Origin of the sequence: Desulfosporosinus acididurans, assembly GCF_001029285.1 — a bacterium.
In the GTDB taxonomy this organism is placed as follows: Bacteria; Bacillota; Desulfitobacteriia; order Desulfitobacteriales; family Desulfitobacteriaceae; genus Desulfosporosinus; species Desulfosporosinus acididurans.
In genome coordinates this window covers 192,492-208,461 of record NZ_LDZY01000010.1, presented here as the reverse complement: position 1 = coordinate 208,461, position 15,970 = coordinate 192,492, and the positions used below count along the sequence as shown (strand labels likewise).

The following is a 15,970-nucleotide window of genomic DNA, read 5'->3' as shown; positions in this document are numbered from 1 at the left end:
TTTTCCCTTTAATCACTAGCTATCTTAAAGTGCCTTTCCTCCTATTAACATTTCTCTTAATTTCAACAACATTCTATGGTTATCCTTTAACTTTTAACAAATTTATGAAATGTTTCAAACATCTAATTAGCAAATTCTCATGACCCCCTACTTTTATTTTCCTTCATTTCATTCTCTGTCCGAAGCCAATAATCTTGTTCACATCCGTTTTGCGCGACAGTCGTCTTACCTGTTCCTGGATACCGGTAAAAGTCATATGCAGGCAAATCGGTCTAGAACTCCCTCGAGAAGCAAATTATAGTTAACCCGATCATTCAGGCCCAGCATTTCATTTCTAATTTCCATATTCTTAATCAACCGCGAGAGTTTGTAAAACTCATTTTTAACTGTTTGAAGTCCGACTAACCCGTTGAATAAAGAATCAAGATTCATCCTGCCCATCTTAGCCGAATCATTTATGGGGATTATCTTATTAATGGACTGGGATTGTGTGTTCTGACTACCACAGATTTCAGTACTCACTAAGTTATCAGAGTTATTATTCATGTTTTGCTCCTCTCTTTTTTGCTTTGGTCAAACAAAAAAGAGCCCTGTAATTAAGGCTCTTTCTTGTTTGACTCACGTAAATTTCACTCTAGTATCGCGATCGTGCTTCTTGACTATGTCATTATAACCTATGCCTAAGAAATATTTTTGCGGTTTCCCAATAGAATTTCAATTGACTTAAGAAATTTCGTTATAACCGGCTAAAACTTCTGTAATAATCTTTCTCATTTGTCCTCTTAGATCAGCCGGTTCCAGAATTTCCGCTGTGGCTCCGAATCCGAGCAGCCAGGTCAGAAACTCATTCCTTCCTATTATAGTATCCTCATAAAGTAAATCCCCATTGTCCTCCGTTGTGAGTTGACACACTCGATGGGCTACATCTTTTTTAACTTTCGACACTGTTTGGGATTGATTCTTAAACTTTATTTTAACGTGAAACGAATCACCAAATTCAGTACCCCAACGTGTCTGGAGCCATTCATTAACCGAAAAGTCTTCCGGACATTGAAAAGGTTGAGTGGAAATACTAATATTACTAACATTTTTTACATAATAATTCTTTACTGTTCCCTTATGAACTGCAACAATATACCAACGCCTCAGTCGAGAGTAATATACTAATCCCAAAGGCCCTACTTCGGTCTCATGGTTGTGAAAATCAAAGGTAATCATTTTTTCCTGTTCGATAGCATTTTGAACAACCGTAATAAGCTGCTCATCAAGAAGATATGGATCTAAGTTTCCCTTGGTGTATTGAACCGGCTGATGCTTGTACAAATCATCACCTACTATTGCACTGACTTGTCGTTCCAAGATCTCCGAAACTGAACTCGACTCCGGTAAGATAGTTAGTAACTCAGCAAGATTAAAAAATTCCTCAGGTTTAAAATAGACTGGGATTAACTGCTCATAATCCGGTCTGAAATACCAGCGCGCCTCATCTGAATAAGCCGGATCGTAAAGTTCTTTGCCATCTTCGTTTTCTTCTTCGTCCTCTTCCCTATCTTGACCTTCCTCGAACTCATATTGATTTGTCCACAGTGGAAAAAGCGGATGTTTCCATTCCATTTGTTCAAGATCATTTTTGATTACACTGACATCCACTTCACAAATCCGAGCTAATTCCGAAATTGTTAAACCCTGCGAACTGGCTGCCAACAATTCCATAATTTTATGAATGCGATCGACTGGGTCCAGCAACATCAATTCTCCTCTCCGTAGATTTGCGTCATTTTGCGAAAGTCTGCAATATGTATATTCTTCAGTTCTAACGGAGCTATTACTTTTACTTTCGGACCAAAAGAACGCAGCCAAACAGCCATTTCATACAGTCCATCGACCCGATCTTCAACCAAAATTTTGCCTTTGGCCTCATCTTCAGTAACCTGACAGTGCGTCCGGCCTTTTAATTCTTCATCTAAACGGGAGGCGACAATAGGGTCCTTATCAAATTCAAGTTTTACAGTTTCTATATGGCCGGTGCGGTAAATCCCCCAACAATCCTGATAGAATTTATCAAGCTGAAAATTTTTAGGCGGAATAAATTTACTCCTATTCTCCTCAATTAATAGTATCCTATCAATTGCGTAGGTTTTAATTTGTCGAGGATTCTTGCAAGTTTCAGCACATAAGTACCAGTTGTCTAAAGCCCAATAAAATACTAAACCTAAAGGATTGACGAGAATTTCATTGGCCTTCTCCTGACCGCTCAGTCGATAGATTAGAATCAGTTGCTGATTATGTCGAATGGCTGTTGACAATATATGGCAAATATACGTTCGTTTAATATGTTGCCAAGGCCTTCGTCCGTGTACGAAAATCGTTTGCCTTTTTGAAAGAATGGAATCAATTTGGGGTGCCAATCTCGCTCGCAAAACTTCATAATCACATGCCAGAGGTTTGGAATCAGTAGCTACTTCCAACGCAGCTAAAAGAAGATTTTGCTCGGAAGAATTAAGATATAACGGAGGCAAGGTCATTGCCCAGTTAAAACGATAGAAACCAAGATAATCTTTAACAATCAGGCCCTTTCTCAATAAGTGATCCACATCATTACTTATCGTCTTTTTGCTTAATTGAGTCTCTTTATCCCTGGGTTCCTCCCTAAGATCCTGATCTATTTCCATTTGCTTAACTTCAGGAAAATTATTTTCAATTTGAGTCTTAGAAAGACCATTTTTCTTAGCACGAAGCATTCTCAATATTTTTATCTGCCGAATTGTCGAATCATCTAAGGACTTTTGTTCTTCCCATCCAATTTCCTCAAGATAAAAACATTTATTTTTATCTTCAGTGAATTTATAACCACGTTTTCGCAGGTTTTTGAAGTCTCTCAAAAGACTATCATCACTAGTTTTCAACTGCTCAGAGAGTGACCTTATAGAATGCCGCCAAGGCTCTTTGGCAATTAGTTTAATTAATTGTTTTTGCCTTTCGCGAGGAGAACTCATTCTTTTCACTCCTAATATGATTATATTATGTTGTTTAAAGCGGTACCTGGTATTTTAAAGCTATTTATAATCCATCTGAACTTAAGGACTTAGAATGTTATGCAAACACAATTAATACAAAAATAACATTCTACACTATCTTTGATATACCTCTTATATCTAACAATTTTGGCGTCTTTGGCGTTGCTTCTTTCTATATAATGATCAGTCTCAGGAAGGTTGCCTGAAGCGGATCGTCCAGCTTCAAAACGTATTTGTAGTACCAACGCCTTGGGCAAGTACGAAAAAGACTGAGCCGCGAAAATGAGAAAAGTTCCAAGTTCCGAGTAAGGAAAATCACTGCTGTTAGGAATTACTACATTAACCGCCAAAGTACCGCTGCTATCCCCGATAACGATTTCCGCCTGCTCGCTTTGTAATACCACCAGCCCGTCATGTTTCCGTTTCTTCACTCTTTCATATGCACACTACAAAGAGTATGAAAAAAGAGGCTTCTCGTAAGTTCAGCGAACTTATGAAAACCCTCTAAAACGCCCATACCCCCTAAGAGGTATGGGCTATCTTTTAACGTAAATGCGTTACTTTTTCGTTACTTTTAACGAATTTAAAGGTTTTGTACAAGTCGCGTCCGGCTTGTATCAAAGGTCTCAGGCGTTGACTTACATCATGCCGCCCATTCCGCCCATGCCACCCATGCCGCCCATACCAGCCATAGCAGCAGCACCATTGTCTTTAGACGGCAGGTCAGAGACCAAGCACTCGGTGGTTAGCAACATTGCAGCGATGGAACCGGCGTTTTGCAGAGCAGAACGTGTAACCTTAGCAGGATCCACGATACCGGCTGCGATCATATCTTCATAAACTTCGGTTACAGCGTTGAAACCGGTTCCTCTATTGGAGGAGCGAACTTTCTCAACAACAACCGAACCTTCTTGACCGGCATTGTTAGCAATTTGACGCAGAGGTTCTTCCAAAGCACGGCGAATAATCATAACTCCTGTTGCTTCATCGCCTGTCAGTTCAAGTTTATCTAAAGCGCTGATAGCATCAATCAATGTTGTACCGCCTCCGGCAACAATACCTTCTTCAACGGCAGCACGCGTAGCAGCTAAAGCATCTTCGATTCGAAGTTTCTTTTCTTTCATTTCAGTTTCAGTAGCTGCACCGACTTGAATTACAGCAACGCCGCCGGATAATTTTGCTAAGCGTTCTTGGAGTTTCTCGCGGTCAAAGTCTGAAGTGGTCTCATCAATTTGTCTCTTGATTGCTTCAACACGTTTCTTAATATCCTCGACGTCACCGGCACCTTCCACGATAGTGGAGTTTTCTTTAGTAACGCGAACTTGACGTGTACGTCCAAGCATCTCGATAGTAGTATTTTCCAGTTTCAGGCCAAGATCTTCAGTAATAACTGTTCCGCCAGTAAGTACGGCGATATCTTCCAGCATAGCTTTGCGGCGATCACCGAAGCCAGGGGCTTTAACACCAACACAAACGAAAGTGCCTTTTAATTTATTAACAATGAGGGTTGCCAAAGCTTCTCCGTCAATATCTTCTGCAATGATCAACAGTTGGCGGCCTGCTTGTACGACTTTTTCAAGTACAGGCAGAACATCTTGAATTGAGCTGATTTTCTTATCGGTAATCAGGATGTAAGGATCGTTGAGCACCGCTTCCATTTTTTCGGTATCAGTAACCATATAAGCCGAAATGTAGCCGCGGTCAAATTGCATACCCTCAACAACTTCTAACTCAGTCGTCATGCCCTTAGCTTCTTCAACGGTGATAACTCCGTCCTTGCCTACTTTTTCCATAGCTTCAGCAATTAAGCTGCCAATTGTTTTATCACTGGCAGAAATTGAGGCAACTTGGGCAATAGCTTCGCTTGTTTCTACAAGTTTAGCATTGGCTTTAATGTCTGCAACAACAAGCTCAATTGCTTGCTCAATACCACGTTTAATTCCCATAGGATTGGCGCCGGCTGCGACATTCTTTAAACCTTCTCTAATGATGGCTTGGGCTAAAACTGTTGCGGTCGTTGTTCCGTCACCGGCAACGTCGTTAGTTTTGGTAGCGACTTCTTTAACAAGTTGAGCACCCATATTTTCAAACGGATCCTCGAGTTCAATGTCACGGGCAATGGTAACTCCATCATTAGTGATTAAGGGAGATCCGAATTTTTTATCTAATACAACATTACGGCCTTTAGGTCCGAGAGTAACACGAACAGCTTCTGCGAGAGCATTTACACCACGCTCTAAAGCATGTCGAGCATCTTGATTAAAAACTATTTGCTTTGCCACGTTATTCACTCCTTAAGTAAATGTTAATTAATTAACCGAGAACAGCTAGGATATCTGCTTCTTTTAAAATTAGGTAGTCTTCACCATCATACTTAACTTCAGTACCTGCATACTTAGAATAAATGACTCTATCACCTGGTTTAACATCAAGTGCAATGCGAGTCCCTTTTTCCATTTTGCCAGGTCCTACAGCCACAACTTCGCCTTCTTGCGGTTTCTCTTTAGCCGTATCTGGCATAATGATTCCGCTCTTTGTTTTTTCTTCCATCGGGAGCGCTTTAATGACTACCCGATCTGCGAGAGGTTTAATGTTCATGAAGAAAAGACCCTCCTTAATGTTATTTGTTATTTTATAATTTGTTAGCACTCGGCTTTATTGAGTGCTAACAATATCACTATAATAATATGCAAGGGGACAGCGGAAAGCAACCCCCCCAATTAGCCAAATATACTCTTGTACCTAAATTATATCACATTTTCTTCATTTTACTATATAGGCCGTTTGATTATATAGCTTAGAACTTACTCAAAGGCCTTTAAATCACTAGAAACTATAGTTTCCATATTATTACCATTTTATTCATCTACTCCTCCGAAATTAGTTTTAATTGGCGTTGGCTTACTTCATCAAGCATTGGCCCGAGGGCTTCCCTAACTTTCTTGTGTTTTTGGTTAAGAAGGTAGATCTTAGTTTTACCTATTTTCAAATTACTGTCCAGATGCTCCTTCTCAGAAAGCATATTTTCCTTCAACAAATACCGAATCAACTCTTTGACTTGAGGAATAGAGCGCCCTAAAAGTTCAGCTAAGGCTGCTCTTGCCTTTGTTGAAGCCACATAAGGTAATCGGATTTGAAGCGAGCCAATAATTTGAACCCCCCGCTCTAAATCCGTTTGCGGTTGATACTCTGCTTCCGGGTTCTCATGAAACACCCATTCTAAAAGGTCGTCCTCTTCGCAATATGGCTGCAAAGAATGATGGACACTGCCGCCTACCCCAATAACTTGTACGTCTTTACCCCAAGCTCTGATTTTGCGTAAAAGGGAAAGGAAATCTCCGTCACCTGTAATTAATAAAAACAAGTCGAAGGTCGCTGTTCGTGTGAGCAAAATTTCTTGGGCTTCCAGCATCAGTTCCAAATCAGCAGCATTACGACGCAAGCCGGTACTGGCATAATTATTCTTACTAAATACATGTCTTGTGAAGACGTTTGTCTTCTCAAAGGTTGTTTGCGTACGCCAAAATTCCTCACGATCAAAATTAGCGTACAAATAAATAGCTTGTAAATCCAAGGTGTTTTTTTGAGCGTAAGTTTGTAAATATTGAACTAACTGTTCCGGTGTCAATTCATAACCTCGTTCAAGTAAACTTGTCCAGATATTTTCGTAATCAACAAACGCAATGGCTTTTGTCATTGTTATCATCACCTTTCAAGCCACCTCTGTAATATCATACGCTAACCCCTGGACAAGAGTGACAAGCAAAGGGATAAAGATAAAGATAAAGATAAAGAGCTTTCACAAAAGTGTGCAAGCCCTTAACTATAAGGCATTATTTATCCAATCGTAAGACTCCCACGAGTTCACTAAGTTATCTTATTTATCGGGAGTGGCGCATTCGCTTGCTTCTCCCTTAAGAATTTGAATACCATGTGGTAAAGCCGAAGAAATCGCTGTAAAACATTCGCGAACAGCCTTAGGACTTCCAGGCATATTGATAATAAGAGTTCGCTTTCTGATTACAGCCACCGCTCTGCTTAGCATTGCTTTTGGAGTCACTTTTAAACTTTCTTGACGCATCACTTCCGCTATGCCCGGTACTAACCGATCTGCGACAGCCAGTGTTGCTTCTGGTGTGACATCTCGGGGCGAAAACCCAGTACCGCCGGTCGTCAATATCAAATCCAAGTTAATTTCATCGGACCATAAACACAAGGTTTTTTCAAGGAGCAATTGATCATCAGGAAGCACTGCATATTCGACAACCTCCCAGCCCATTTCACGAATCAGCTCTTTTAAGGCTGGACCTGAATGATCTTCTCGTTCTCCGCGTGAGCCTTTATCACTTGCTGTAATAATTCCAACTCTTACCACTATTCTATCACCTCAATAGTATCCCCGACACGAACTACTCCGCCTTCCAGTAAGCGAATAAATATTCCTTCCTTGGGCATGACACAATCTCCTGCTTGGTGGTAGATTGCGCATTTTGAGTGACATTCTTTGCCGATTTGGGTCACTTCTCCAATACTTGTTGCACCTATTTTTAACTTTGTGCCGATGGGAAGCGAATATAATTCCAACCCTTCCGTCGTTAAGTTCTCGGCAAAATCTCCTGGGCCCACGTCCAGCCCTTTGTCCTGCATGGTCTTGATACTTTCCATACCTAACAAACTGACCATTCGGTGCCAATTTCCGCCATGAGCATCGCCTTCTAGTCCAAAACCGACCTTTAAGATTCCCTCACCAATATTTTTTTTACGCATTCCTTTTCGTTCACTAACACAGACAGCAACGATTTTACCCACCTTCATCACCATTCTTTCCCTTAATTTCCCTTTACTCGTCCCGTATAAATAGAAATTGAACAATATGATATTTATTGTTTAGCTTATTATCCAGTTTTTAAGACCCCCACTTCTATACGTTGGGGGCCTATTGGGAAAGACGGCTCGGCAATAATGTTCACTGGACATTATTGTATCTGAAGCCCCAATGTTCAAGTTTTGGCTGAACGAGTTCACTGTATCTCTTATTCTTACCTTTGATCAGCGCACATAATGACCGCTTTTGCCGCCCTGTTTTTCTACTAAATATATTTCTCCAATCGTCATGGATTTATCAATAGCTTTACACATATCATAGATGGTTAAGGCGGCAATACTCACTGCTGTCAGTGCCTCCATTTCAACTCCTGTTTTTCCTTGAACTTTTACAACCGCTTCAATCTCAACTTCCCCCGGGTCTTTCAAATTGAAACTCAGTTTGGCACCTGTGATTCCCAATGGATGACACATTGGAATCAGCAGAGACGTCTTTTTGGCAGCCATAATCCCTGCAACCTGAGCAACCGCCAAGACATCCCCTTTAGCAATTCCCCCGCTGCGAATTCGAGCTAAAGTCTCTTGCTTCATCTGGACATTTCCATGAGCTACAGCAACGCGGAAGGTTTCACTTTTATCGCTGACATCGACCATTCGGGCACGACCTTGTTCATCAAAATGGGTTAAATCTTCCATTCTCTAACCTCCGATTTGAGACATAATACGCTGACCTTGCAGAGCTTCCTCATTCATATGATGCTCCGCAGGCTTACACCATACTGCTTGGGCAAAGATATCTAACAATTTCTGATCTGTACTGCCATTTCGTAATGCTTCTCTTAAATCAATTTCCAACTTATTATGCAAACACGGCCTGAGTTTACCGTCAGGTGTTAAACGGATGCGATTACAAGTACTGCAAAAATGACGGCTCAAAGCGCTAATAAAGCCTACGTTTCCTTTATAGTCACGGAGCTGAAAATATTCTGCCGGCCCTCCGCCTAGAATCTCCTTTGAAGGAACATATTGCTTAAGTCCTAACAATTCTTTCATCTCTTGAATAGGAACAAAATCACTCCGTCTTTCAGAACTTGAGCCAATCGGCATGAGTTCTATGAAACGAATATGAATAGGATACTGTTTGGCTAATGTTAAAAAAGTCGGCAACTCTTGAGTATTAAAATCCCGAACAACAACAACATTAACTTTGACCGGCTTCAGCCCGGCTTCAAGGGAGCGAAAAATCCCTTGAATCACCTTCGAAACATCTCCGCCGCGTGTAATCTCAGCAAACCGCTCAGGATTCATTGTATCCAAACTAATATTTACACGCCTTACACCTGCTGCTTTTAAATCGAAGGCTGCTTCAGAAAGTAATATCCCATTGGTGGTAAGCATCAAGTCATCAATCCCGGGAATTTGTGCCGCTTTACGAAGAAAATCAATAATCCCTCTGCGGACAAGCGGTTCTCCCCCGGTAATGCGAAAACGATGAAATCCCAGCTGCGTACTAAGCCTCATCAAGCGAAGAATTTCTTCAAAGCTCAAGATGTCCTCATGGGGCATCCACGGTACACCTTGACTTGGCATGCAATACTTACAGCGGAGATTACAACGATCAGTTATGGAAATCCTTAGATAATCAATTTGTCTTTGAAATTGATCCAGCATAAAATCCCCCTCTTTTTAGTGCAAATAAAAAAAACCACGGTCTGTAAACAACCGGGGGATTATTTCCTCCTGTCAACAGACTCCTTTCCAATGGGAGATATTACAGTTTCCTGCAATACCCGAGTGTCTCAGGACACTTGTCTGGTTACCATAGCATTTGCCTTAGGGAAGCCAGCTTCGGAGCGTTCATAATTTTTTTGAATCTTCATACATAAAAAACGCACAAGCTAACAGTTGCATAATGTTGAACCGGAATAATTATCCAGCAGTAAGACTCCACCGAAGTCCCAATGTTCAACTTTAGCTGAACGAGTGCACTGTATTAAGTATACCTTATTCTTTTCGATATAAGAAAAAAAAATCCTCCATATATTGCAGTATTTGATTTGCGAAAAAAATATATTTAGATTTGTCTTAAAATAATGTAAACTAAAGTTACCAGGGTACGAGGAGGTATACATGACAAAGGAAATAGTAACTCATACCATTTTAAAAGCCAACGGCCTTCGGCTTGAAGAGGTTGAAGACTGTGTAGTACAAGAAATTCCCTTGACCGTTCACTATAACCGAGAAGAAATCGCCACCCTTTTATGTTCTCCTTCACAGACCGAAGAACTCACCTTAGGCTTTTTACTCAATGAGGGCTTTATCCAAACTCCTAATGATGTCTATGAACTCCGCCAGGACCCCGCTGATCATTTAGTTTGGGTAGAAGGTAAGCCTTGCCTTTTGCAAAAAGAACTTATGAGCAAACGATTTGTATCAGCTTGCTGTGGAAAAAGCCGAGCTTCATTTTGCTTCGCTAACGATGTGCTTATGGTTAAGCCACTCGCCTCAACTTATAGTATTTCTCTTGAAGAAGCCTACAAATACGCTGGTTTTTTACAGAACCATCTTCCGCTTTTTCAAGCAACCGGAGGAGTCCACAGCGGCGGGGTAGGGTATCAAGGCGAAGTGGTCTTAACAAGTTACGACATCGGCCGCCATAATGTTTTTGACAAATTAAACGGTAGTGCCTTTCGCTCCGGAATACAGCTTGAAAACCATGTTATTTTCTTTAGCGGCCGAGTATCTTCTGAAATTCTTTTAAAAGTTGCTAAAATGAAAGTTCCCATTCTTATCGCTCGTGGCGCCCCAACTGATATGGCGTTATCCCAAGCCACTGCCTTAAACATTACTGTCATTGGCTTTGCACGGGAACAGCGCTTGAATATATATACCTGTCCCGAACGAGTTATCGTTTAAAGATATTTGACCATTCCTCCGGAGTATTCACATTACAAAAAACATCATCTAAACCCGAAAAATTCGTCAGTTCATTTTCCTCCACATATTTCACAGAACATCCAGAAAATAAATCGGTAATCTTGAGGCGACCGGCCTCAAGATTTTTTTTAATTGTCGGCAGGCTGTTCCGATGATAAAAAGCATGGAGGGGATGTATTACTGACCGAAACCGGGGAACTACGACCTCATATTCCGGTGCCCAACGAAACAGAAAACGAATGAGCTCTCCTTGCAGAAAAGGCATATCACAAGCAACAAAAAAAACAGAGGGGTAGCCTGCAGCTTTCAAGCCCTGATAAAGTCCTGCTAATGGTCCTTGATTACGATACTCATCTTGAATAACTGAAAAATTATAGTTCTTATAAAGTTCCGGCTCATTACTGCTAATTAGGACCTCGGAAAAGGTCTTATTCAAAACTTCTAAAGTACGTTCCACAAGAGGCTTACCTTCTAATTCCAAGAAAGCTTTATTCTTCTTCATGCGCGAACTTTTTCCTCCGGCCAGCAAAACTCCGGTCGCCTCGAGCTTAGGAAGCTGTTTTATAGTGTCATAAAGTATCAATTTCTCAAGTCTCCCTGTACTAATAATAAATTGAAAAGGAGCCTTCGCTAAATACGAAAGCCCCTTTAGTATTTACTAGAGTTTTGAAACTTTTACACCACAGACCTTGTACTCATAGGTCTTAGTGACTTTGTCGTAAGCTCCGTTCGTTAAAACATTGGTCGGTGATCCGGCGTAGTGAAGAGTCATAAAGAGCATGCCCGCAGGGACCCGATCAGTTACCTTAACCTTCGTATTAAGTTCTCCGCGGCGAGAGGCTACTTTTACAACGTCACCATCGCCGATTCCCATTTGCTTAGCATCTGCAGGGTTGAGCTCTGCCAATTCTTCCGGAGAGTTCTTAATTAACCCCTCTGAACTTTGCGTAAATACATTGTAATGGGAAAGTTTCCGTCCTGTGTTGAGGAGGAGTGGATATTCTCCGTCAGGTTGTTCATGAGGCAGCTGATTTTCACAAGGAACGAAAAGCCCTTTGCCTCTATTAAACTTTCCTTCATGCAAGAACTTAGTCCCAGGATGATCCGCAGTTGGGACCGGCCATTGCAGGCCTTGAGTTCCCAGACGCTGATGGGATATTCCGGCAAATTGAGGTGTCAACTGGGCAATCTCTTCCATAACTTCTGCGGACGATGCGTAGGGGAAAGGATAACCCATTCGATTTGCCAGTTCGCAGATAATTTCGCCATCAGGCTTAGCATTCCCTAAGGGTTTTATGGCCTGATTTACCATCTGAACCCGCCGCTCGGTGTTAGTAACGGTTCCTGTTTTTTCAGCAAAACTAGCGCCTGGCAGGACAACATCAGCCAGCAGGGCTGTTTCCGAGAGGAAAATTTCCTGCACAACGAGGAAGTCCAGAGCTTTTAAGCCTTTGCGGACATGATTGGCATCCGCATCCGTCATTACAGGATCTTCGCCCATGATATACAAAGCACGCAGTTGTTTATTCACCGCAGCATCAAACATATCAGGAATCATAAAGCCCGGATTCGGATCAAGGGGAACTCCCCAAGCAGCTTCAAACTTTTCTCTCACCTCTGGGTTGCTAACCTGTTGGTAACCGGAATAAACATTAGGCAGAGCTCCCATGTCGCAGGCACCCTGAACGTTATTTTGCCCGCGCAGCGGATTAACTCCTGTTGATTCCTTACCCATATGCCCGGTAAGCATGGCAAGGTTGGCCAGACTCAAAACATTATCTGTTCCACAGGAGTGCTCAGTAATCCCTAAGGTATAGAAAATCTGTGCCCGTTCAGCGGTTGCATAAATCCTTGCTGCTTCCTCAAGTTGTTCTGCCGGTACACCGGTAATCTGACTGGTGAACTCGGGGGTATATTTCTTAACGGTTTCTTTGAGTTTTTCAAAACCTTCCGTACGTTCTGCAATGAACTTACGATCTTCCCATCCCTTGGCAAGAATAATGTGCATAATCCCGTTAACCAGCGCAATATCCGTCCCTGGACGAAGTCTTAACCAAACATCTGCCTGTTCAGCCAAGTCAATGCAGCGTGGGTCTATTACAATTAGTTTTGCGCCTTTAGCTAACGCTTGCCTCATCTTCGTCCCAATAACCGGATGAGCCTCCGTTGTATTGGAACCAATGACAAACATAACCTCGGCATTTGGAATTTCGTTGATAGAATTCGTCATAGCACCTGAGCCAAATGAGGTGGCCAGACCGGCCACTGTGGGAGCGTGTCAGGTCCTGGCGCAGTGATCAACATTATTGGTTCCGATCACCGCGCGCATAAATTTTTGCATTAAATAATTTTCTTCATTAGTACAGTGTGCTGAACTTAAAGATGCAAGAGCATTAGCCCCATAAGCATCCTTAATTTCACGAAATTTCGAGGCCACTAAATCTAAAGCCTCATCCCATTCCGCTGGAACTAAAACACCATCCTTGCGAATAAGCGGGGTCGTTATGCGTCTGGAACTATAAATCATATCCATGCCAAAACGACCTTTTACACAAAGGGCCTTGCCATTTACAGGAGCTTGCGGATTCGATGTCACACCAATGACCTTACCATCTTTAACATTCAGGTCAAAGTTACATCCCACACCACAAAACGGACAAGTCGTTTGAACTTTAGTGACTTCCCAAGGACGTCCTTTCCCAGCCATTTGTTTTTCTGTCAGTGCACCCACAGGGCATACTGAAACACAAGAACCGCAAAAATCACAATCCGATTCGTTGAGGGGTATATTATAGGCGGGACCTACCTGAGTGTTAAAGCCGCGGAAGGAAAAGTCTAACCTGCTTTTCCCTTGGATTTCTGTACAAGCCTTGATACATTTCCCGCACAAGATACATTTATTAGGATCTCTAATAATGAAAGGATTGGCATCATCCACGGGAAGGTCGCGTTTCTCTCCTGCGAAAACGTCACCTTTTACTCCATACTCATAAGCATATTCTGCTAAAGAACAATTCCCCATTTTTTCACAGGTCATACAATCTAAAGGATGATTGGCAACTAATAATTCTAAAATGGTTTTACGTGCGGCGCGAACCTTCGGATTTTGCGTCTCAATTTTCATGCCTTGCGCCACTTGGGTGACACAAGAGGGAGGAAGATTTCTCATTCCTTCAATTTGAACCACACATAAACGGCAGGCACCAGAAGGGGTAAGTTCAGGATCATGACACAACGTAGGAATTGGGATATTGTTCATGCGGCAGGCTTCCAGCACAGTCGTTCCTTTGGGAACGCTTACTTCACGGCCGTCAATAGTTATTGTAAACCACTCCAAAGTGTTTCACTCCTCTCAGTATATCTATAACCATAGCAATATTGTCAACGCAAACTCAACCTACGAACGGGTGACTGCTCCGAACTTACATTTATCCAGACAAGTACCGCACTTAATACATTCATCTTGGTTAATAACATATGGAGTATTTTTATCGCCTTTGATGCAGTTAGCCGGACAGTTTTTAGCACAAAGGCCGCATTTTTTACACTTATCGGCATCAATAGCATAGCTCAATAACGCTGAACAGACATGCGCGGGGCATTTATGCTCTAAAATATGGGCCTCAAACTCATGTCTGAAATATTTGAGAGTTGCCAAGACAGGATTTGGGGCATTTTGGCCTAAGCCGCAGAGGGATGTTTCTTTGATCGTCAAGGCTAGATTCTCTAAGGTGTCGAGATCTTCAATTTTCCCTTCACCTTTCGTTATTTTATCCAGAATATCGTACATCCGCTTATTGCCTTCGCGGCAGGGGGTACATTTACCACAAGATTCTTTCTGGGAAAAGTTTACGAAGAAACGGGCAATGTCGACCATACACGTCGTCTCATCCATAATCACGAGTCCGCCCGAACCGACCATCGCCCCGGCATTAGTCAAGGTTTCATAATCAACGGATAGATCGAGCATGTTCTCAGGCAAGCATCCGCCTGAGGGTCCACCAATCTGCACAGCCTTGAAGGCTTTGCCGTTCTGAATTCCGCCCCCAATATCAAAGATAATCTCCCGCAAGGTTGTTCCCATTGGAACTTCAACCAAACCTGTATTATTTACTTTTCCGGTCAAAGCGAAAATTTTCGTCCCTTTACTCTTTTCCGTTCCAAATTGAGCATACCACTCTGCTCCATGACGGATGATGTGCGGAATATTTGACCAGGTTTCAACGTTATTAATATTTGTCGGTTTCCCCCATAAACCACTCACAGCCGGAAAGGGCGGACGAACACGCGGCATTCCTCGCTTGCCCTCGATGGAAGCCATCAGCGCAGTCTCTTCACCGCAGACAAAGGCTCCTGCACCGGCGAATACTTTTAAGCGGAAATTGAAGCCGGAATTAAGAATATTGTCCCCCAAAAAACCTGCCTCTTCAGCCTGCTTAATGGCTATACTGAGATGTTTAATAGCTAAGGGGTATTCCGCACGGCAATAAACATATCCTTCATCAACACCCATTGCAAAAGCTCCGATCAGCATTCCTTCAATAACGGAATGCGGATCTCCTTCAAGAACGCTGCGATCCATGAAGGCCCCCGGATCTCCTTCATCGGCATTACAAATAATATATTTTTTGTCACTCGGCGTTTGTTGACAGAAACTCCATTTTAAACCTGTCGGGAATCCTGCACCGCCTCGTCCACGCAATCCCGATTTTTTAACTTCTTCAATGACTTCGTTCGGTTTCATCTCTTTAAGCACCTTTTCAAGGGCTTTATAACCGTCGCGAGCCGTATAATCTTGAATACGCTGGGGATCAATAACCCCGCAGTTTTTCAGGACAATTCGATGTTGCTTGGCGAAAAATCGGATGTCGGACATTTTAGTTACAGGTTTTTGCGTTTCTGTATCTAATAATAATAAACGTTCAACCCTTTCACCTTTCATAACATCCGAAGCAACGATTTCTGCAATATCTTCTCCTTGAACCCGAGTATAAAGGACATGTTGAGGTTCGATTACAATAGTTGGTCCTTTTTCACAGAATCCTTGGCATCCTGTCCCTACAATAGTTACGGTCTCTTCCAGTCCTTGACGCTTTATTTCCTCTTTTAAAATATCAATGATCGGAAGTGCTCCTGAAGAAGCACAACCTGTCCCTGCACACACTAGAATCTTTTGATTCTCAGCCATCCCT

At 42.2% G+C, this 15,970-nt stretch carries 15 protein-coding genes and 1 riboswitch; of the genes, 1 reads left to right on the top strand and 14 read right to left on the bottom strand.

Annotated elements, in window-relative coordinates; all coding sequences use genetic code 11:
• Window positions 1–252 precede the first annotated feature (252 nt).
• The 11 genes from DEAC_RS15210 to moaA form a co-directional block, all read right to left on the bottom strand.
• Window positions 253–546 (bottom strand): hypothetical protein, encoded by a 294-nt coding sequence (locus DEAC_RS15210; protein ID WP_047810917.1) that lies wholly within the window; start codon window positions 544–546, stop codon window positions 253–255.
• Window positions 547–723: 177 nt separating this feature from the next.
• Complete coding sequence (locus DEAC_RS15205; RefSeq protein WP_047810916.1) at window positions 724–1,749, bottom strand: helix-turn-helix transcriptional regulator; 1,026 nt, start codon at window positions 1,747–1,749, stop codon at window positions 724–726.
• Window positions 1,749–2,996 carry a helix-turn-helix transcriptional regulator gene (locus tag DEAC_RS15200; protein WP_047810915.1) on the bottom strand — a complete coding sequence of 416 codons (1,248 nt, stop codon included), beginning with the start codon at window positions 2,994–2,996 and terminating at the stop codon, window positions 1,749–1,751. Before DEAC_RS15200 ends, DEAC_RS15205 begins: the two co-directional genes overlap by 1 nt.
• 89 nt (window positions 2,997–3,085) lie before the next feature.
• Complete coding sequence (locus tag DEAC_RS24230; protein ID WP_242847172.1) at window positions 3,086–3,448, bottom strand: hypothetical protein; 363 nt, start codon at window positions 3,446–3,448, stop codon at window positions 3,086–3,088.
• A gap of 207 nt (window positions 3,449–3,655) precedes the next feature.
• On the bottom strand, window positions 3,656–5,299 hold the full coding sequence (gene groL, locus DEAC_RS15190) for a chaperonin GroEL (protein WP_047810913.1): 1,644 nt from the start codon (window positions 5,297–5,299) through the stop codon (window positions 3,656–3,658).
• Window positions 5,300–5,330: 31 nt separating this feature from the next.
• Window positions 5,331–5,615 (bottom strand): co-chaperone GroES, encoded by a 285-nt coding sequence (gene groES, locus DEAC_RS15185; protein ID WP_047810912.1) that lies wholly within the window; start codon window positions 5,613–5,615, stop codon window positions 5,331–5,333.
• Between the two features lie 268 nt (window positions 5,616–5,883).
• Window positions 5,884–6,714 (bottom strand): NYN domain-containing protein, encoded by an 831-nt coding sequence (locus tag DEAC_RS15180; protein ID WP_047810948.1) that lies wholly within the window; start codon window positions 6,712–6,714, stop codon window positions 5,884–5,886.
• Window positions 6,715–6,894: 180 nt separating this feature from the next.
• On the bottom strand, window positions 6,895–7,392 hold the full coding sequence (mog, locus tag DEAC_RS15175; RefSeq protein WP_047810911.1) for a molybdopterin adenylyltransferase: 498 nt from the start codon (window positions 7,390–7,392) through the stop codon (window positions 6,895–6,897).
• Complete coding sequence (locus DEAC_RS15170; RefSeq protein WP_047810947.1) at window positions 7,392–7,826, bottom strand: MOSC domain-containing protein; 435 nt, start codon at window positions 7,824–7,826, stop codon at window positions 7,392–7,394. Before DEAC_RS15170 ends, mog begins: the two co-directional genes overlap by 1 nt.
• Window positions 7,827–8,066: 240 nt before the next feature.
• Entirely contained in the window at window positions 8,067–8,537 is a 471-nt protein-coding gene (gene moaC / locus DEAC_RS15165; protein WP_047810910.1) for a cyclic pyranopterin monophosphate synthase MoaC, read from the bottom strand.
• Window positions 8,538–8,540: 3 nt separating this feature from the next.
• The gene (moaA, locus tag DEAC_RS15160; RefSeq protein ID WP_047810909.1) at window positions 8,541–9,512 is read right to left on the bottom strand and encodes a GTP 3',8-cyclase MoaA; all 972 of its coding nucleotides are present in this window, start codon (window positions 9,510–9,512) and stop codon (window positions 8,541–8,543) included.
• Window positions 9,513–9,576: 64 nt separating this feature from the next.
• Window positions 9,577–9,707: riboswitch (molybdenum cofactor riboswitch) on the bottom strand.
• 264 nt (window positions 9,708–9,971) lie between these two features.
• Between moaA and fdhD the strand changes: the two genes are divergently transcribed.
• A complete protein-coding gene (fdhD, locus tag DEAC_RS15155) occupies window positions 9,972–10,757 on the top strand; it encodes a formate dehydrogenase accessory sulfurtransferase FdhD (protein WP_047810908.1) in 786 nt (261 codons plus the stop codon).
• Here fdhD and mobA read toward each other — a convergent pair.
• The 3 genes from mobA to nuoF all read right to left on the bottom strand — a co-directional run bounded on the left by mobA (window position 10,747) and on the right by nuoF (window position 15,966).
• Complete coding sequence (gene mobA, locus DEAC_RS15150) at window positions 10,747–11,361, bottom strand: molybdenum cofactor guanylyltransferase (RefSeq protein ID WP_242847171.1); 615 nt, start codon at window positions 11,359–11,361, stop codon at window positions 10,747–10,749. The genes fdhD and mobA overlap by 11 nt on opposite strands.
• Window positions 11,362–11,436: 75 nt before the next feature.
• Entirely contained in the window at window positions 11,437–14,115 is a 2,679-nt protein-coding gene (fdhF, locus tag DEAC_RS22825) for a formate dehydrogenase subunit alpha (RefSeq protein WP_083996188.1), read from the bottom strand.
• A gap of 60 nt (window positions 14,116–14,175) precedes the next feature.
• Window positions 14,176–15,966, bottom strand: coding sequence for an NADH-quinone oxidoreductase subunit NuoF (nuoF, locus tag DEAC_RS15135; protein WP_047810905.1), 1,791 nt, complete (start codon window positions 15,964–15,966; stop codon window positions 14,176–14,178).
• Window positions 15,967–15,970 lie beyond the last annotated feature (4 nt).

What these genes read in the sequence shown, in the direction of transcription:
- DEAC_RS15210 (WP_047810917.1), bottom strand. Translation starts at nt 546, where the DNA reads ATGAATAATAACTCTGATAACTTAGTGAGTACTGAAATCTGTGGTAGT.
- DEAC_RS15205 (WP_047810916.1), bottom strand. Translation starts at nt 1,749, where the DNA reads ATGTTGCTGGACCCAGTCGATCGCATTCATAAAATTATGGAATTGTTG.
- DEAC_RS15200 (WP_047810915.1), bottom strand. Translation starts at nt 2,996, where the DNA reads ATGAGTTCTCCTCGCGAAAGGCAAAAACAATTAATTAAACTAATTGCC.
- groES (WP_047810912.1), bottom strand. Translation starts at nt 5,615, where the DNA reads ATGAACATTAAACCTCTCGCAGATCGGGTAGTCATTAAAGCGCTCCCG.
- DEAC_RS15180 (WP_047810948.1), bottom strand. Translation starts at nt 6,714, where the DNA reads ATGACAAAAGCCATTGCGTTTGTTGATTACGAAAATATCTGGACAAGT.
- moaC (WP_047810910.1), bottom strand. Translation starts at nt 8,537, where the DNA reads ATGGAAGATTTAACCCATTTTGATGAACAAGGTCGTGCCCGAATGGTC.
- moaA (WP_047810909.1), bottom strand. Translation starts at nt 9,512, where the DNA reads ATGCTGGATCAATTTCAAAGACAAATTGATTATCTAAGGATTTCCATA.
- fdhD (WP_047810908.1), top strand. Translation starts at nt 9,972, where the DNA reads ATGACAAAGGAAATAGTAACTCATACCATTTTAAAAGCCAACGGCCTT.
- nuoF (WP_047810905.1), bottom strand. Translation starts at nt 15,966, where the DNA reads ATGGCTGAGAATCAAAAGATTCTAGTGTGTGCAGGGACAGGTTGTGCT.